Below are 18,437 nucleotides of genomic sequence, written 5' to 3'. Positions count from 1 at the left end.
ATGAACGAAAATACAAAACAGCCGGCAGTCCCGTTTTATCAGGTCTGCCGGCTGTCTGCCGTTATTATCCCATCACAAAGCCCAATGGAATTATCTTAACTTATTCTTGATTTCATTTTCAATCTTTTCTACAAATTCATTCAGCGGCAGGACTGTTGTGTTGGCTTCGCCGTGAAGTCTGTAGGATACGGTCTTGTTTTCCTGTTCGTTGAAACCGATGACGAGCAGATACGGTACTTTCTGAATCTGACCTTCACGCATACGGTAGCCGAGCTTTTCGGCACGGTCGTCTAATTCCACTCTGACGTTCTTTTCTTCAAGTGCGTCACAGATTTCGTGTGCGTATGCCATAATTTCTTCGTTATCGGTCTTAACCGGCATTACCTTGACCTGAACCGGTGCAAGCCATGTCGGAAGATTTCCCTTTGTTTCCTCTAAGATGTAAGCCATAAATCTGTCGAGTGAACCAAGGATTGCTCTGTGAAGAACAACCGGTGTCTTCTTTTCGCCGTCCTTATCAATGTATGACAGGTTGAATTTTGCCGGAAGACAGAAGTCAAGCTGGCATGTTGATAAAGTGTATTCATTGCCGACAGCCGGTTTTACATTCACATCAAGCTTCGGACCGTAGAAAGCGGCTTCGCCGATTTCTTCTGTATATTCGATACCGAGGTCGTTCATAACTTCTCTTAATCCATTTTCTGCCTTGTTCCACATTTCATCATCATCGTGGTACTTTTCCTTATTTTCAGGGTCACGTAAGGACAGTACACAGCGGTAATCTGTAATACCGAAATCCTTGTATGTGCTGAAAATCAAATCTACAACCTTTGTAAATTCATCCTTAATCTGTTCCGGTGTAACAAACAGATGCGCATCGTTCTGACAGAAATGTCTTCCTCTTTCGATACCCTTTAATGTTCCGCTGGCTTCAAAACGGAAATCGTGTGCAATTTCACCGATACGGATTGGTAAATCCTTGTAAGAGTGCATTCTGTTTGCATAAATCATCATGTGGTGCGGGCAGTTCATCGGTCTTAATACGAAAGATTCGCCTTCTACTTCCATTGCCGGGAACATATTTTCCTTGTAGTGGTCCCAGTGACCGGATGTCTTGTAGAGGTTTACTGTACCGACACAAGGTGTCATGACATGAAGGTAGCCGAGTTTTCTTTCCTTATCTTTAATGTAGTTTTCCAGTTCCTGCCAGATTGTGTAACCCTTTGGTAAGAACATCGGAAGTCCGCGTCCGATAAGGTCGTCCACCATGAACAGTCCCATGTCTTTACCGATTTTTCTGTGATCTCTTTCCTTTGCTTCTTCAAGCAGTCTTAAATGGTCTTCGAGTTCTTCCGGTGTCGGGAAACATACGCCGTAGATTCTCTGTAATACTTTATTCTTGCTGTCACCCTTCCAGTATGCGCCGGAATGTCTGATTAACTTAAAGTTGCGGCATAATTTTACGTTGTCTACGTGCGGTCCGCGGCAGAGGTCTGTGAAATCACCCTGCTCGTAGCATGAAATTGTACCGTCTTCCAGATTGGAAATGAGGTCTAATTTATATTCATCATTTTTGAACATTTCCATAGCTTCTTCTTTGGAAATTTCTTTTCTGATAATCTTCTTGCCAGATTTTGCAATCTTTTTCATTTCCTTTTCGATTGCTGTAATATCCTCGTCACGGATTACGTCATCTCCCAGATCGACATCATAGTAGAAGCCTTCTGCTACAACCGGTCCTACCCAGAACTTTGCCTGTGGGAAAAGATGCTTGATTGCCTGTGCCATTAAATGTGCGCAGGAATGGTTTAATGTGCTTAACTGTTCATCTTCTTTAAAATTTACCATTGTGATTTCTCCTTTTCTTGATTTATATTGAAAAAAAGCACCCTTAGATACTGTAACAATATCTAAGGGTGCTTACACACGGTTCCACCTTACATTTCACTCTTTGCTTATAACGCAGCTACACGGTAACGCTTCAAAACCTTGATTTCTTCTACGCACAGCTCGGGAATGGTCTTCATGTACCTTTTGCATAAACAGCTTCCACCAAATGCTGTTCTCTCTGTATGTTCCGGATACACTACTGTTTCTGTCATCGCTTTTTCAATATAGTTTTTTGTTTTTCTGAGTGCTATTGTAGCACAATGCGTTTTTTTTCACAATAGGTTATTTTATGGAATTGATTCTTTTACAAAATCAACTACTTCCATATTCTTTTTTTCAATATTCTCATCGTGTTCCATTTCTTCCAGTGTCATCCAGTAGTAATGCCTGCCGTTTAAAACAAAATCCGTCTGTCTGGTCTGCTCCGGAAAATGGTGTATCTTTAATTCATATAATCTGTGATTATAAACTCTATTCTCTCCATGGCTGACAGAATATTTTTCCTGTACTCTTGATGTAATGTAATGACATTCCATATCTTCCCTATTCAATGCCAAATCTGCTGCAACTCTGTCCAGAATAGAATTTTCATTATCTCTATCCATTGTCTTATAATTCAGAAAAAGTTTGCAGTCCCATTTTTCATCATAATAGACAAGGAATTTCTGCTTGTTTTCTGTAAACAAATTTCTTATTACTACCAGTGAATGATTATGCTGTATCATGTCTAACCCTGTTATATCTTTCATTAAATCGTTATAGTCGTATTTATCCTTATACATATGAAAAATATCTTTTGCTATCTTCATACAATATAAAATACCTATCATACAAAAAATCGTTTTTAATACAATACCGGGAATCCCCAAAATATCATCATAACTAGCTGTAAACACTGAAAGCAAAAATGAAACTCCTGCAATAATTGTATCTATTGCGACTTTATTTCCGATAAATTCTCTTTTCTTTTCCAGAAGTAATTCTAAGTCCTTTTTATCTATTAATAACCTCATTATCCCACCTTATGTAACCTTTTAACAAATTATAACTGAATTTATCGAATAGCACAAGAAATTTTGACTTTTATCTCTATTTATACTATACTTTTTGCGCAGATAATGAATTACATTATTTTCGTGCTTCTGACATATTACAGCAGCATTTTAAAGACATTTGAAAGGATACCGATTTATGAAATCATCAGATACAACACTGGAAACTTCACAAGAAAATCCTTTAGGATATGAAAAAGAATCCAAGCTTTTAGTCGGATTTGCGATTCCGTGCATTATTTCCATGCTGGTAACGGCACTTTACAACATTGTCGACCAGATTTTTATCGGACAGGGTGTCGGAATGCTCGGAAATGCGGCAACCAATATTGCCTTTCCGCTTTCGACCACCTGCACGGCGATTTCCCTTTTACTCGGAATCGGCAGTGCCACCAACTTTTCACTCCACCTCGGTGCCGGTGAAAAAGACGAATCCGCAAAATACGCAGGAAATGGCATGTGCCTTATGGCAGTTTTCGGAATCAGCCTTTTCCTTCTGACAACGATTTTTCTGACACCGATGCTGAAATTTTTCGGCGCAACCACAGACGTGCTTCCGTATGCAGAAGCTTATACGCGCATTACTGCAATCGGCTTTCCGTTTCTAATTGCCAACACCGGCATGAGCAAATTGATTTTAGCTGACGGTAGTCCGCGCTACTCTATGATTTCCATGCTGATTGGCGCTGTCGTGAATACGATTTTAGACCCTGTTTTTATTTTTGTCCTGAATATGGGCATGACCGGTGCGGCGCTTGCAACGATTATCGGACAGATGATTTCATTTTGCATCAGCCTGCGCTATATGTTTCATTTTAAAACAATACGGCTGACAAAAGACAGCTTTCATGTTACCGGAAGACACTGCCGCAATATTTTTATGCTGGGTGCGAGTGCCTGCTTTAACCAGATTGCCATGACCGTTGTACAGATTGTCATGAATAACACGCTTGCACACTACGGCGCGCAGTCCGTGTACGGCGGTGATATTCCGCTTGCCTGCTCCGGCATTATTACAAAGGTCAATATGATTTTCATGTCCTTTGTCATTGGCATTTCACAGGGGACACAGCCGGTTATCGGTTTTAATTACGGTGCTAAAAAATACCGCCGCGTAAGCAATACCTACCTGCTGGCACTTAGTGCCGCTTCGGTGTTGTCCGTGATTGCATTTATCTGTTTTCAGGTTTTTCCGCGACAGATTATCAGCGCTTTCGGGAACGGAAGCGAGCTGTATTTCCAGTTTTCGGAGCGTTACTTTAGAATTTATATGTTCCTTACAATTATCAACGGAATCCAGCCGGTAACGTCAAACTTTTTCAACTCTATCGGCAAATCGCGGCTGGGTGTCTTTATGTCACTGACAAGACAGATTTTGTTCCTGCTTCCGTTGATTGTCATTTTCCCGATTTTTATGGGAATTGACGGCGTGATGTATGCCGGTCCGATTGCGGACGGGGCGGCAGCGGTTGTCTGCGGTTATTTTACCGTGCGGGAACTGCGGGAATTAAAACAGCTTGAAAATAATGCTGCTGTAAATTAAAAATCAGGGGAAAGTCTTCGTCAGAAACTTCTTTCCCCTGATTTTCTTATTGATCTGTATTACATTGTCTACGGCTGTCAAAACTTCTTTTACAAATTTTTCTAATCGTTGGTTATCATTTCCATGTAAGGCAATACGTGAAATCCGTTCTTTTCATAAACTTTTACTGCCCGTTCATTTTCTTCTTCCACTTCCAGACGAATGACACAGCCTGCATAGGTCTTTTTGACATGCTCTATAAAGCGGCTTCCGATTCCAAGTCCTCTGTAGGAATCTTTGATATAAATGTCTTCAATCCATGCACACGGCTTGCCAAATTCCGTTGAAAAGCTTTTTGCCACCATGCCATAGCCCTGTATTTCGCCTGAATCCGGTGCGGCAAATATATATCCGTCCAGATACGGATTTTCTCCCGTACACGCCTCTATATCTTGTAAAAATATATTTTCCGAACCGTTGCTAAATACCGCCGGAGATGTATAAAACACCCGCATCATTTCAATCACGGCTTGCTTGTCCCCTGCGGTCATCTTTCTGATATTTGTATTATTGCTCATGTTTTTCCTTTCTGCTTTACTGTTGTAAAGATTTTTTACTTTCTATATTTCTGCTTGTATGATGTGTCCGAAGTTCATTTCATCTTTAAAAAGGTCATATACATATGCTGAACTTTCCTTATATAAACCGGTTTCTTCATCCTGGAGCTTTTCAAATACTTCTGAATTATAAAACTTATTCATTGCTTCATCATATTCCATTTCCTGCTGGACAGTAAGCATTTCAATAATGTCCTGAATGATATACTCCATTAACTGCTGTTGTAAACTCAACTCAATCTTCCACCTTTCTTAAAAGTCTGATACTTTTTTCTGTATGAAACGAATATTGTGAAGATGTTTTCTTATATACCATGCCTTTTAATAATGTTTGAAAATCTATTATTTCATTTTCATACTGACGAAATAACAATGCCATGTTATCGTCTGCTACCGGTCCGATAACAATATCATATTTATTATCCTGATTGCATAATATATCCTCTATGTTGTCAAAGGAATGATTTCTGTTATTCATAACAAATCTTGCCCATTCCTCTGTTGTCTGTTCTCCAAAATCTTTTATTTTAATCCCCGGCAGTTCTCTAAAATCATCTTGTATATCAAAAACATTTAAAACCGGACTACCACCATAAATTTTAGCTACCCTCACTGCCATTCTTTCTGCCTGCTCTCTTATATCCGTCAGATAAAATCCTATTCCGAAATCTTTATACGGTCTGCACATTGCAAGATTAATACTGTTGATACCTGTATTGCTTCCATGATATAATCTCATAATTTTCCCCCGTTTCTCCTACACAAAATTCCTAAGTCCTCTAATACCGTATCAAACGACAATGTATGCTCTGCTTCATAATTTTCCTTTATAAATTCAATGCCTTTAAACTGAAATAAATACTGAAATGCTTCTTTTACGCTGAGATTATTTTTTTGAGCAAATTCATCTACACAGGCAACTGTGAAATTAATTTTATTTTTCAACTCACTCATATCAACCCTCGCTCTCATTTTTATAAGTTCATTATACCCTGTATCCCGCCGTTTTTCCACTCCTGTTTGTTTCTACATTTTTAATGCATTTTTTGACACAAAACTTGCTCCGGAACTCTTATCAAATAAAAGAAAGTGTGCTAAAATAGCCCTGCAAAAAGATACTGCTTATTGAAATGGAGTTTTTTATGGAAAAGGATTTAACGACCGGAAAAATAACACCACAGCTTATCAGCTTTACAATACCGCTTGTGCTGGGAAATCTCTTTCAGCTCACCTACAATGCCGTTGACAGTATTATTGTCGGACGGTACGTCGGAAAAGAGGCGCTTGCCGCCGTGGGTATCTGTAACCCGATATCGACTTTATTTATACTGTTTTTAAACGGACTGTGTATGGGCGCCAGTATTTTAATGGGCAACCAGTTCGGTGCAAAAGACTACGACCGCCTACACCGCCAGATTAGTACCACCATGCTGTCTGGTATTGCATTTTCACTGATTTTGTCGGTGCTGTGCATTGTCTTTGCCCGCCCGATTCTGCTTTTAATGCAGGTCGACGCGTCTATCATGGGTATGACAATCAATTATCTGCGCATTATATTTGCAGGACTTTTATTTACCTTTATGTATAACTGCTTTGCAAGCACCCTGCGCGCGCTCGGTGACAGCCAGTCGCCGCTGTACTTTCTGATTACCAGTGCCGTTATCAATATTCTCGGCGATTTGTTTTTTGTCCTATTTTTAAATATGGGCAGTGAGGGCTGTGCGGTTTCTACCGTTTTAAGTGAAGCACTTTCCTGCCTGCTGTGTATTATTTATATTCAGAAAAAAGTGCCGATTTTGCAGTTAGGGAAAAAATGGCTGGTATTTGATAAGGCTCTGCTTGGCAAAACGATTTCCTACGGCTGGGCATCTGCCATGCAGCAGGCAACCGTCCAGCTTGGAAAGCTTGGGATTCAGGCAATTGTCAATTCCATGGGTGTTGCCATTGCCGCCGCATTTGCCGTTGTAAACCGTATTGACGACTTTGCCTATACACCGGAGCAGAATATCGGACACGCTATGACGGCGCTTATGGCTCAGAGCAAGGGTGCCGGAAAAAAGAGCCGTTTAAAAGAAGCTTTCCGGTGCGGCATGCGCATTGAAATGGTGTACGGTGTCATCATTTTTATCATCTGCTTTGTATTTGCCAATCCGCTGATGCGGCTGTTTACAAGTGATACAGATGTCTGCCGCCACGGTGTCACCTACCTGCGGCTGATTTCCATTATGTATCTGCTGCCTGCGGCAACCAACGGTATTCAGGGATATTTCCGCGGTATCGGCGATTTAAAAATCACTTTAATCAGCAGTTTTGTCAACATGGGCGTGCGTGTCATTGCCGCCGCCATTCTTGTATTTGCATTTTCATTGCAGATTGAAGCCCTGCCGTATTCGTACCTTGCAGGCTGGATTGGCATGCTGATTGCGGAACTGCCGTTATTAATAAGAAGCTATCGGAACTACGATAAATAAAACACTTGCGACAAAGTCGCTTATCAGAAAGGAGAATTGTATGTTTCAATCTTTAGAGGCAAAACACCCGAAATTTTATCAGGTGTTTCGGTTTTTTGTGGTGATTGCCGCATCGATTTTTTATGCTTGGAATTTACGCTGCTTTGCTAAGACTGCCGGACTGTTTCCGGGGGGATTTTCGGGACTTTCCCTGTTGTTACAGGAAATCGGACTGGCCTTTTTCGGGATTAGTATTCCATATACCTTATTAAACATCCTGTTAAACCTGTTTCCGACCTATATCGCTTATAAATACATCGGAAAACGGTTTACGCTGTATTCAATTGTTGTCATTGTACTGTCGAGTATTTTTGTCGATATTCTGCCACCGTATATGTTTACGGACGACATTTTACTGCTGAGCGTGTTCGGCGGTATTTTAAACGGCTTTGCCACCAGTCTGTGCTTAAATGTCGGAACGACAACCGGCGGAACGGACTTTATCAGCATTTTCTTTGCACATGAAAAGGGCATTGATGCATGGAATTATATTTTAATCGGAAATGTGATTATGCTTGTCATTGCGGGTGCGCTGTTTGGCTGGTCGAGTGCGCTGTATTCGATTATTTTCCAGTTTTGCAGCACACAGGTTATTCAGGTACTGTATAAACGATATAAAAAAGAAACACTATTTATTATTTCCGATAAATCCGATGAGGTTTATCACGCTATCCGTGAAATGACAAATCACGATGCCACGCTGTTTAAGGGTATCGGCTGTTATGAAGGAAAGGAAAAGACACTGATTTATTCGGTTATTAATTCCGAAGCCAAGCGGGAACTGCTTCCGCTCATCCGCTCGATTGATGAGCATGCGTTTATCAATGTGGTAAAAACAGAAGAATTAGACGGTCGTTTCCACGACATTCCGCACGATTGAGAATGTTTGGCATGTTGAGAATGTGATGAATGTTGAAAGCATTGAGAATGTTGAATTTCTTTCTGCATCTGGATTCTTGTCAGGGCATCCAGCGCTCCGAACGGTTCATCCAATAAAAGAATCTTCGGATTGTTGACAAGCCCTCTTGCGATTGCCGCACTGCGGTCCCGGTCCTTCGACCTTATGTCCGTTGCGCTCCACAATGCCGTCCTCATATTCTGCCAGCCCCGATATAATACGAAGCAGTGTGCTTTTTCCGCAGCCGCTGTGTCCCACAATTGTAACGAACTCGCCTTCCTTGATTTCAAGCGATATATCCTTTAATACATCTACCGGTTTCTTATCGACAATGTATTGTTTGTTTAAATGTTCTATCCGAATAATAGCCTGCTTTTCCTCTCTCATTTTTCCAGTCCTTTCTTTTGCGCTTTGCATTTCCTACTTTTGTTATATGGATTATATGAATTAATGCCTCATTTTTCCAGTCTAATCTGTGAAACCGTTTTCATTCCTGTGGGATTTTTCACTGTTTTCATGAAATATAGGGGGATTTTTTAGAAAAAAAGACTTTTTTTTATAAATCAAGCCGTTTTATACAACTTATCGTGAAATCGTTTTCACTTTTTATTCTTCTGCGTTTGCGGCAAATGTGATGCAATACCGATAGACTTACTAGACTATTAACTTTGATTTTCAGGAATTTTCGAAGATTTTCAGAAAGGAGCTGCTTATGTCTATTAAAAAAATTGCAGAAATAACCGGAACTTCCCCCGCAACCGTTTCGCGGGTTTTAAATAATCCTTCTTATAAATGTGCCGTACCGGGACTGTGCGATAAAATATGGAGGGCGGCAATGAATTTTTTTTACACGGAATATGTGATTGAAACACATCAGACCGAAAAAGAAGGGTTTCAGACCATGCAGAAGTTTTTGAAATTAAAAGAACCGCCGACCGGCATTTACTGTGCCAATGACATTACCGCAATCGGCATGTTAAAATGCCTGAACCGGTACAGCAGCATTTTATACCGCCCTTCGATTATTTCCTGTGATGATATTGAAGAAGGACAGTTTATCAAGCCGATGCTTTCAACCGTCCAGCTTCCGAAAGAAAATATGGCGCGTTTCGCATTATTTGTCCTGCTCGACAGAATCCGCGGCGGACATAAAGAAGTGATTCGCATTGAACTGGAAGGAAAACTGCTGCTTAGAAGCAGCTGCTGCCGCGTGGAAGACGTCAGCCAGCCGGAGTATTATATATAATCCGCCCACCGTTCCTTCTCAATCCGCTCCCGCGTCACCAGACACTCCGGCTCCGGCGCAAGCACATGGCGCGTGACATCAAACACCTTTGCCGCATCACACAAAATGCAGTCCGCACTGCCAAGCACCGTGTTTTTTGCCGCGCCGCAGTCTGTAAATGCCTGCGTTAATTTCACAAAATCCTCTGAAATATGCGGCTGGTCGGGATTATAATGCTTTCTCATATAAACGTCCCTCTGCCCCTGCGGCCAAACCACCGTCAGCTTCACAGGCTTATCTGACAGGCGGTTTGGCACATTCAGCACTTCTTCCACACTGTGAATATACGTATTTCGTTCATGTCCCACCCCGACAAGCAGAATTTTTCCGCCTGTGTCTTTTAACCTGTCGTAACAACCGCCCGGCGTACACGGTGTATTGCGGTATTCTTCTCCTGCAAGGTATTCTGCCGCATGTTTACCAAAGCCCGCCATGCTGTGGGTCGGGTGCAGGGAGCGCACAACACCTTCCCGCTTCATAAACAGATTGGTTAAAACGCCGACGCAGGACGGCTCTTTTTGGCTGTCAAAAACCGGGTGGCTTTCATTAACCGTTTTCCATGTATGCGTCGGAAGCAATAACAGACCTTCCTTAAAATACTCCATCCACGCATCCAGCACGGTTTCCGCACCGCCCTCTACATCGCCGATTGCTTTCATGGACGAATGAATCAGTATGGTTTCCGTTCCGTTAAGCCCCATTTGATAAAGCTGTTCTTTTAAATGCTTTTTTGTATACTGCATACATGTACCCTTTCCACTCTGAAAAAATCTCCAAATAACACCAGACACAGGCTGTATCTGCCGTGTAAACTATCCCCTCTGTTTCTATTATTTCTACTATACCGTACTTCTCTTCACATTGCAAATGTCCTGTTCCAAATACAAACCTGCATGCAGTCCCGGCACATTTTCATATACCGGAAGTTTTCCGGGTCAGTTTTGTCTAACCTCGTTATAACATATTGAGATCTGAAATGAAATTACAAAATTTAATGTTTTTTTATTGATTTTGCCAGTGAATTATGTATAATTATGGTAAGGCATGTGAAATTTTTCACTTATTGCATATGAATATTGTAAGTTCCGCACTTTGCGGCTTCTTACATATTACAATTATGAAGGAAAGAGGTTAAATTCAAGATGGCAGGAATTGATTTAAGCAAGTATGGTATTACAGGTTCAACTGAAATCATTCATAACCCTTCTTACGAATTATTATTCGAAGAAGAAACATCTTCTAAAAACGAAGGTTATGAAGTCGGTAAGGAAAGCGAACTTGGCGCAGTAAACGTTATGACAGGTATCTATACAGGACGTTCTCCTAAGGATAAGTATATCGTTGTTGATGAAAATTCTAAGGACACTGTATGGTGGACATCTGACGAATACAAGAACGATAACCACCCAATGTCAGAAGATGTATGGGCTAAGGTTAAGGATATTGCAAAGAGCGAACTTTCTAACAAGAGACTTTTCGTAGTTGATGCATTCTGCGGTGCCAATAAGGATACAAGAATGGCTGTCCGTTTCATCGTTGAAGTAGCTTGGCAGGCACATTTCGTAACAAATATGTTCATCAAGCCTACAGCAGAAGAACTTGAAAACTTCGAGCCTGATTTCGTTGTATACAACGCTTCTAAGGCTAAAGTTTCTAATTATGCAGAATTAGGTTTAAATTCTGAAACTTGTGTAGCATTCAACATCACAAGCCACGAACAGGTTATCATCAATACATGGTACGGCGGAGAAATGAAGAAGGGTATGTTCTCTATGATGAACTACTACCTTCCATTAAAGGGTATGGCTTCAATGCACTGCTCAGCTAACACAGATATGAACGGTGAAAACACAGCAATCTTCTTCGGTCTTTCAGGTACAGGTAAGACTACACTTTCAACAGACCCTAAGAGACTTCTCATCGGTGATGACGAACACGGCTGGGATGACAACGGTGTATTCAACTTTGAAGGCGGCTGCTACGCTAAGGTTATCAACCTTGATAAGGAATCTGAACCGGATATCTACAACGCAATTAAGAGAAACGCTCTCCTTGAAAACGTTACTCTTGATGCAGACGGTAAGATTGACTTCGCTGATAAGAGCGTAACAGAAAACACCCGTGTTTCTTACCCAATCGACCACATTAAGAATATTGTACGTCCGATTTCTTCAGCTCCTGCTGCTAAGAACGTTATCTTCCTTTCAGCTGATGCTTTCGGTGTACTGCCTCCAGTATCTATCCTGACACCGGAACAGACACAGTACTACTTCCTTTCAGGATTTACAGCTAAGCTTGCAGGTACAGAACGTGGTATCACAGAACCTACCCCTACATTCTCAGCTTGCTTCGGACAGGCATTCCTTGAGTTACATCCTACAAAGTATGCTGCTGAACTTGTTAAGAAGATGGAAAAGAGCGGAGCTAAGGCTTACTTAGTTAATACAGGTTGGAACGGAACAGGTAAGAGAATCTCTATTAAGGATACTCGTGGTATCATCGACGCTATCCTTTCAGGTGCTATTAAGACAGCTCCTACAAAGCAGATTCCAATGTTCAACTTTGAAGTACCTACAGAACTTCCGGGCGTTGACTCAGGTATCCTTGATCCTAGAGATACATACGCTGATGCTTCTGAATGGGAAACAAAGGCTAAGGATTTAGCTGAAAGATTCAACAAGAACTTCGTTAAGTACACAGGCAACGAAGCTGGTAAGGCTTTAGTAGCTGCCGGTCCTCAGCTTTAATCTGAAACTTCAATTAAATACTATAGGTCTTTGCCTATGATTTACAGCGGCTGTTGCTTTTTAAAGGAACAGCCGCTGTATTTATCTGAATCTATAAATAAAAACACCGAATATCTCTTATTGTAGAGATACTCGGCATTTTGGTCTGACTTTTGTTGAATTTTCGTATTTTGCGGGTTTTTACCGGTCAATTTCCGCTGCGTGTGCAAGTGCCGCATCAATATTGGCACAGAAGTTTTCTTCTCCGACCAGTTCCACAAAGCCTGCTTTTTCCATCATCGCACGCGGCTGTTCCTGTACATGGGAAAGCACCAGCGTAATGCCCTTCTTTTTGCAGATTTCATGAATATTCGTTAATGAGCGCAATGCGGTTACGTCCATTGCCGGTACACCGCGCATACGGATAATAACTACCTTAATGCCCGGTTCTGCCGAAATTTCCAGAAATTTATCTGCGGCGGCAAAGAACATCGGTCCGATAATTTCGTAAACCAGTGTATGCTTTGGCACAACCTTTAAAGAAATCTTATCCGGGTCATTATTTTCATCAATCTCACTTCCAAGGTACTTCCAGCTCTTTACCGCTGTAACATCGGACATTCTCTTTAAGAATAAAAGCGCTGCCAGTACGATACCGACTTCGATTGCCATAACAAGGTCAAATACAACAGTCAGTACAAAGGTAACAAGTAGCACGGCAACATCACTCTTTGGGGATTTGCGCACTAATTTAACAAATTCTCTCCAGCCGCTCATGTTATATGCAACCATAAACAAAATGGCGGCAATCGCAGGCATTGGAATCCATGCGGCATACGGCATTAATACAACAAGTACTAAAAGCAGTGTCACGGAATGAACCATTCCCGCAACCGGTGTTCGTCCACCGTTTTTTACATTGGCTGCGGTTCTTGCAATCGCACCTGTCGCCGGGATACCGCCAAACAGCGCTGATACAATGTTTCCGGCGCCCTGCGCAACCAGTTCCATATTCGGCTTGTGGCGACTGCCAATCATACCGTCGGATACGACACAGGATAACAGGGATTCAATTCCTGCAAGCACCGCAATTGTCAGTGCATCCGGGAATAAATCACGAATCATGCCAAGACTTATTTTCGGCATGGAAATGCCCGGTACTTTATTGGATATTGTATACAAATCGCCAATCGTCTTTACATTCATGTGAAGCAGCTTTACCATTAAAATTGCTACGATAACTGCAATCAGTGACGGCGGAATTTTTTCCGTGACCTTTGGAAACACAATCAGAATCGCAAGGGATACCAGTCCGACAATTAATGCCTGCACCTGAATTGTTCCGATACACGCAACACATTCTTTAACCTTGTCCATGGTTTCCACCGGTGAATATGTAAATGTCAGTCCCAAAAAGTCCTTGACCTGTCCGATAACAATCGTTACGGCAATACCAAAGGTAAAGCCCGATGTAATCGTATACGGAATAAAACGGATTAAATTTCCGAACTTTAAAAGTCCCATTATAATAAGAAGGATTCCCGCCATAACGGTTGCCACAACAAGACCTTCCATCTGGTGTTCTGCGACAATTCCGGCTACAATCGTTGCAAATGCGGCGGTCGGTCCTGCAATCTGCACACGGCTTCCGCCCAGAAACGAAATGACAAATCCGGCAAAAATTGCCGTGTAAATACCCTGTTCCGGTCCGACACCGGAAGCAAGGGCTAACGCAATCGACAGCGGAAGCGCAATAATCGCCACAATAATACCGGCAATCACGTCTTTTACAAACTGCTCTTTTGAATATCCTTTCATGCAGTCAAACAACTTTGGTACAAACTGATTCATTTTTCTAACCTTTCTCTTTCTTTTCTTTGAAACACGCTGTTATACACCACATCCACGCGTGACAGCATTTCCTCTTACAGGCATGTCCAATTATAAATTTAATGTAAAAATTTTATAAACAAAAAACGTTTCTATTATAGCACACCTGCATAAATTTGCAAGCAAAAAAAACAGGCCGGAATGTGCCGTCCCTCAAAGGATAAACCTTTTGGGAAACGGTCATTCCGACCCGCTTTATATGTCATACCTTACAAGTCCTGTCTTATATACTATGGCTTTATGTGTTTATAAATCAATACAAATGCACTGCGAGCTGTTTATGACTCAGATTCTACCGCATTATCATTTAAGAAATTCTGTACCTTCTGATACAGCACTTCGTAACCGACTTCTGAATTCATCTCATTGCCGTAGTTGTCTAAGATTTCCTGATAATTTGTGTATCCGTAGTAATCTGCAAGCTGTGCACCCATGTCGTTAATTTCATCGGCAGAAACCGTGATTTTTTCATTCGATGCAATCAGTGTCAGCACCATTTTTTCAAGAAGGTACTGCTGTGCATATTCTACTGCATAATCATTAAAAGCATCCTGTGATTCAAATCCGTATACCTGTGAAAGATATGAATCTAAATCAGAAATGCCGTAAGATGAACCGTATGAGTTAAACTCTGATTCAACATTAGACTTTAATGTATTTACAAGGCTGTCTAATTCTTCCTGCGGATAACCGCTTGGTGTCAGATTTTCGCTGAGCTTGGAATAAACTGCCTGATATTTGTCACTTGCAAATGTAGATTCTGCCTGTGATGTCAGGTAATCCTTTACATAGCTTCTTAATTCAGCAACTGTTGTTGCTTCTACGCCGAGTGTAGACGCATTTTCAGCAACCCATGCATCTGTCAAATCCGGCACAGTGCTTTTCTGGATAGACTTTACGGTTACAACGAAAATAACATCTTTTCCCGCAAGGTCAGAGCTTGAGTAGTCTGAAGGGAACGTACACGGAATATTATATTCCTGACCGACTGTCAGACCGATAAGTCCCTGGTCTAAATCGGTAATAAACTTGCCTGAACCGATGGTATAGCTGGCATCCGTTGCTGTACCGCCTGAGAACGCTTCTCCGTTTAACAGACCGCTGTAATCAAGCTTTACCGTATCGCCGGAAGCCGTCACGCCTTCTGTAACCGTTTCTGTTGTAGCTGTCTGTGATAATAACTTTGAAATGTAGCTTTCTACGTCATCATCAGATACCGTAAGAGATGAACGGTCTACAGATACTTCAATGCCCTTGTAATCCGGCAGTGTTACATACTGCTTGTAAACATCTGCATTGGATGTAATTGTTCCTGCATATTCTTCTGCTGTAACCTCTTTATTCACTGTAGATGCCGCATTATCCTGTGATGTCTTCTTGCCTCCGCAGGCTGTCAGGGACACTGCTAAAGATGCGGCAAGCATAACACCGAAAAATCTTTTTTTCATAAATCAAATTTCCTTTCGTTTCATCATTCCTATATTTTGATGTGTCACAATTTTACATGACTATATTGTTATAGCATAAATCATGATAAAAAAAAAGCCGTTTCACATTTTTTTCATGATTCCGGCGCAATTCTTCTTAATTTTTATAGATTTTATACGAAATATCCGCTATAATCATTTTGTTATGAAAATATTTTTTAGAAAATTGAAAACGGCTTTTTTTACACCGCTGCTGATACTCTGCATGCTTTCGGCCTGCGGCTGCCAGACACAGCTCTCTGACCCGGTCACCGTCACCGGATATAAGCTCAATACTTATGTACAGATTTCTTCCTATATAAATGTATCCAAATCCGTTTTAAACGGCTGTCTGGATTTGTGCGATACGTATGAACAGCTCTGCTCCCGTACTTTAGAGAGCAGTACGCTTTATGCCGTGAACCACCACCAGACCGATGAAATTCCGGCAGAGCTTGGTGAGCTGATTGCCACCGGCTTAGACTACTGCCGCATTTCCGGCGGTGCGTTTGATATCACTATCGGAAGTGTCTCACAACTCTGGGATTTTACCGCAGAACAGCCGTCCGTTCCGGATGCTGCCGCCATTGCCAATGCATTGCAATATGTCGATTATACAAAAGTGGAACTTACACCGCTTGAAAACGGCAATTACCGCATTACCATGCCGGAGGGTACGATATTGGATCTCGGTGCGATTGCAAAGGGCTATATTGCGGATAAGATCAAAGATTATCTGTTAGCACACGATGTCACAAGTGCCATGATTAATCTGGGCGGCAATGTGCTGTGTGTCGGCGGAAAAAGTGACTCGAAGGATTTTACGGTCGGTGTAAAAAAGCCATTTACACAAAGCAATGAACTTTTGCTGACGTTAAATCTGCGGGACTGCTCTGTGGTGTCTTCCGGCACGTATGAACGGTATTTCTATGAAAATGATACCTTTTATCATCACATTTTAAATCCCGCAACCGGTTATCCTTACGACAACCGGCTGACAGATGTCACCATACTCTCTGCCGTTTCGCTGGACGGCGACTGTTTAAGCACCACGTGTTTTGCACTGGGGTTAGACGACGGTCTGGCACTCATTGAATCGCTGGACAATATCGAAGCCGTCTTTGTCACCACGGATGGAAGCATTTACTATTCCAGCGGCATGAGCCGGTATCTGAATGAGTGATACCGCAAATAAAAATTTGGAGGAGAAATCCTCTCCTCGCTTTAGGAGAAATGTGAGTAAACTCACATAGGATTTTCCTTCGGAAAACATGGAGGATTATATGATTCGTTCTTTTCTTGTTATTGTGTTCCTGATCCTGTTCTTTATCTTCAGCCTGATTGCGCTGCCGGTTGAATGGGTTATCGGAAAATTCAATCCCGATGTAAAGGCAGTTTCTTCCCTGCGGATTGTGCAGGGCGCTTTTCACATCATTTTATTTTTAGCCGGTGTGCATACAACTGTGACCGGACTGGAAAATATCCCGGACGATGAGCCGGTTTTATTTATCGGAAACCACCGCGGATTTTTTGATGTGATTATTTCTTACACGTATATGAAACGTCCGACCGGATTTGTTGCCAAAAAGGAAATGAAAAAGGCACTGATTATCCGCCGCTGGATGGACAATTTATTCTGTCTGTTCTTAGACCGTGAAAATATGAAGGAAGGCTTAAAAACCATTTTAAAGGGAATTGACTACATTAAAGACGGCAAATCCATTGTTATTTTTCCGGAAGGCACACGCAATAAAGGCGAAGGTGTTCAGGATTTCCACGCCGGAAGCTTTAAATTTGCAGAAAAAACAGGCTGTAAGATTATTCCGATGGTACAGACCAATACCGACTGCATTTTTGAACGTCAGTTTCCGCGCTTAAAGGCAACACACACCACGCTCGCCTTCGGCAAACCGATTGATATTAATTCTTTCCCAAAGGAAGAACGCAAAAAAATTGCTGCCTATACGCATGATGTCATTGTAGAAATGTATGAAAAAGAATAACTTTTTTCTTTTCAAATACGGGCATATATGCTATACTTTTATAGATATTTTAATAATTTAGGAGGACGATACTATGCCAGTCTGGGGAATCGTTTTATTAGTAATTTTCGTCATTTTACTTGCCGTATTTATCGGTTTAATGATTTTTGGAAACAAGCTCCGTAAACAGCAGGACGAACAGCAGGCGCAGATTGATGCGGCAAAGCAGGTGATGTCCATGTTAATCATTGATAAAAAGAAGATGAAGCTTAAAGATGCCAATCTTCCAAAGATGGTTTTAGAGCAGACACCAAAGTATCTGCGCGGCAGTAAGATGCCTATTGTAAAAGCTAAAATCGGACCGAGAATCATGACACTTATGGCAGACCCGAAGGTTTTTGACCAGCTTCCGGTTAAGGCCGAAGTCAAAGCTGAAGTCAGCGGTATTTACATTACAGGAATCAAATCTGTACGCGGCGGTAAAGTCGTTGCAGAACCGGCTCCGAAGAAAAAAGGACTTAAAAAATTTTTCAGTAAGAACAAATAATTGATTTACATAAGGGCTGTTGCAGAAAGTATTCCTATTTTTTGCACAGCCC

General features: G+C 41.6%; 19 protein-coding genes. 8 read left to right on the top strand and 11 right to left on the bottom strand.

Features of this window, described 5'->3' with window-relative positions; all coding sequences use genetic code 11:
- Positions 1-90 precede the first annotated feature (90 nt).
- From thrS to LI288_RS11020, 3 genes are all read right to left on the bottom strand, one after another.
- Positions 91-1,848: a threonine--tRNA ligase gene (thrS, locus tag LI288_RS11030; RefSeq protein WP_227090429.1), complete on the bottom strand. Its 1,758-nt coding sequence runs from the start codon at positions 1,846-1,848 to the stop codon at positions 91-93.
- A 107-nt stretch (positions 1,849-1,955) separates the two neighbouring features.
- Positions 1,956-2,102 (bottom strand): hypothetical protein, encoded by a 147-nt coding sequence (locus LI288_RS11025; RefSeq protein ID WP_227090428.1) that lies wholly within the window; start codon positions 2,100-2,102, stop codon positions 1,956-1,958.
- Positions 2,103-2,177: 75 nt separating this feature from the next.
- On the bottom strand, positions 2,178-2,903 hold the full coding sequence (locus tag LI288_RS11020; protein ID WP_022432077.1) for a hypothetical protein: 726 nt from the start codon (positions 2,901-2,903) through the stop codon (positions 2,178-2,180).
- 178 nt (positions 2,904-3,081) lie between these two features.
- Here LI288_RS11020 and LI288_RS11015 point away from each other — a divergent pair, with 178 nt between their 5' ends.
- Complete coding sequence (locus LI288_RS11015; RefSeq protein WP_227090427.1) at positions 3,082-4,485, top strand: MATE family efflux transporter; 1,404 nt, start codon at positions 3,082-3,084, stop codon at positions 4,483-4,485.
- Positions 4,486-4,586: 101 nt separating this feature from the next.
- Here LI288_RS11015 and LI288_RS11010 read toward each other — a convergent pair whose 3' ends face one another.
- The 4 genes from LI288_RS11010 to LI288_RS10995 are packed head-to-tail and all read right to left on the bottom strand — an operon-like array spanning position 4,587 to position 6,035.
- Positions 4,587-5,042, bottom strand: coding sequence for a GNAT family N-acetyltransferase (locus LI288_RS11010; RefSeq protein ID WP_227090426.1), 456 nt, complete (start codon positions 5,040-5,042; stop codon positions 4,587-4,589).
- A gap of 42 nt (positions 5,043-5,084) precedes the next feature.
- Positions 5,085-5,315, bottom strand: coding sequence for a hypothetical protein (locus tag LI288_RS11005; RefSeq protein WP_022432080.1), 231 nt, complete (start codon positions 5,313-5,315; stop codon positions 5,085-5,087).
- A 1-nt stretch (position 5,316) separates the two neighbouring features.
- Entirely contained in the window at positions 5,317-5,820 is a 504-nt protein-coding gene (locus tag LI288_RS11000) for a DUF3990 domain-containing protein (protein ID WP_227090425.1), read from the bottom strand.
- Positions 5,817-6,035 (bottom strand): DUF3791 domain-containing protein, encoded by a 219-nt coding sequence (locus LI288_RS10995; RefSeq protein WP_022432082.1) that lies wholly within the window; start codon positions 6,033-6,035, stop codon positions 5,817-5,819. Before LI288_RS10995 ends, LI288_RS11000 begins: the two co-directional genes overlap by 4 nt.
- A gap of 188 nt (positions 6,036-6,223) precedes the next feature.
- On the opposite strand from LI288_RS10995, the gene LI288_RS10990 reads away from it, so the two are divergent.
- A complete protein-coding gene (locus LI288_RS10990; RefSeq protein WP_227090424.1) occupies positions 6,224-7,552 on the top strand; it encodes an MATE family efflux transporter in 1,329 nt (442 codons plus the stop codon).
- Between the two features lie 40 nt (positions 7,553-7,592).
- Positions 7,593-8,471 carry a YitT family protein gene (locus LI288_RS10985; protein WP_227090423.1) on the top strand — a complete coding sequence of 293 codons (879 nt, stop codon included), beginning with the start codon at positions 7,593-7,595 and terminating at the stop codon, positions 8,469-8,471.
- Between the two features lie 105 nt (positions 8,472-8,576).
- Here the strand turns inward: LI288_RS10985 and LI288_RS10980 are convergent, their stop codons facing one another.
- Positions 8,577-8,876: an ATP-binding cassette domain-containing protein gene (locus LI288_RS10980; protein ID WP_331464631.1), complete on the bottom strand. Its 300-nt coding sequence runs from the start codon at positions 8,874-8,876 to the stop codon at positions 8,577-8,579.
- Between the two features lie 325 nt (positions 8,877-9,201).
- Here LI288_RS10980 and LI288_RS10975 point away from each other — a divergent pair, with 325 nt between their 5' ends.
- A complete protein-coding gene (locus LI288_RS10975; protein WP_227090422.1) occupies positions 9,202-9,735 on the top strand; it encodes a substrate-binding domain-containing protein in 534 nt (177 codons plus the stop codon).
- Here LI288_RS10975 and LI288_RS10970 read toward each other — a convergent pair.
- Positions 9,726-10,517, bottom strand: coding sequence for an AAC(3) family N-acetyltransferase (locus tag LI288_RS10970; RefSeq protein ID WP_227090421.1), 792 nt, complete (start codon positions 10,515-10,517; stop codon positions 9,726-9,728). The genes LI288_RS10975 and LI288_RS10970 overlap by 10 nt on opposite strands.
- Before the next feature lie 399 nt (positions 10,518-10,916).
- Between LI288_RS10970 and pckA the strand changes: the two genes are divergently transcribed.
- Positions 10,917-12,521, top strand: a complete 1,605-nt coding sequence (pckA, locus tag LI288_RS10965; RefSeq protein ID WP_022432088.1) for a phosphoenolpyruvate carboxykinase (ATP) — start codon at positions 10,917-10,919, stop codon at positions 12,519-12,521.
- 180 nt (positions 12,522-12,701) lie between these two features.
- On the opposite strand, the gene LI288_RS10960 is transcribed toward pckA, so the two are convergent.
- Together LI288_RS10960 and tig are read right to left on the bottom strand one after the other, a co-directional pair.
- Entirely contained in the window at positions 12,702-14,351 is a 1,650-nt protein-coding gene (locus LI288_RS10960) for a SulP family inorganic anion transporter (RefSeq protein WP_227090420.1), read from the bottom strand.
- Positions 14,352-14,668: 317 nt separating this feature from the next.
- On the bottom strand, positions 14,669-15,838 hold the full coding sequence (tig, locus tag LI288_RS10955; RefSeq protein WP_227090419.1) for a trigger factor: 1,170 nt from the start codon (positions 15,836-15,838) through the stop codon (positions 14,669-14,671).
- Positions 15,839-16,043: 205 nt separating this feature from the next.
- Here tig and LI288_RS10950 point away from each other — a divergent pair, with 205 nt between their 5' ends.
- From LI288_RS10950 to LI288_RS10940, 3 genes are all read left to right on the top strand, one after another.
- The gene (locus tag LI288_RS10950; RefSeq protein WP_227090418.1) at positions 16,044-17,039 is read left to right on the top strand and encodes an FAD:protein FMN transferase; all 996 of its coding nucleotides are present in this window, start codon (positions 16,044-16,046) and stop codon (positions 17,037-17,039) included.
- Positions 17,040-17,139: 100 nt separating this feature from the next.
- The gene (locus LI288_RS10945) at positions 17,140-17,859 is read left to right on the top strand and encodes a lysophospholipid acyltransferase family protein (protein ID WP_022432092.1); all 720 of its coding nucleotides are present in this window, start codon (positions 17,140-17,142) and stop codon (positions 17,857-17,859) included.
- A 73-nt stretch (positions 17,860-17,932) separates the two neighbouring features.
- Positions 17,933-18,385, top strand: coding sequence for a hypothetical protein (locus LI288_RS10940; protein WP_022432093.1), 453 nt, complete (start codon positions 17,933-17,935; stop codon positions 18,383-18,385).
- Positions 18,386-18,437 lie beyond the last annotated feature (52 nt).

This window comes from Lachnospira pectinoschiza (assembly GCF_020564355.1).
Classification (GTDB): domain Bacteria; phylum Bacillota; class Clostridia; order Lachnospirales; family Lachnospiraceae; genus Lachnospira; species Lachnospira intestinalis.
This window is presented reverse-complemented; position numbering and strand designations above follow the sequence as displayed.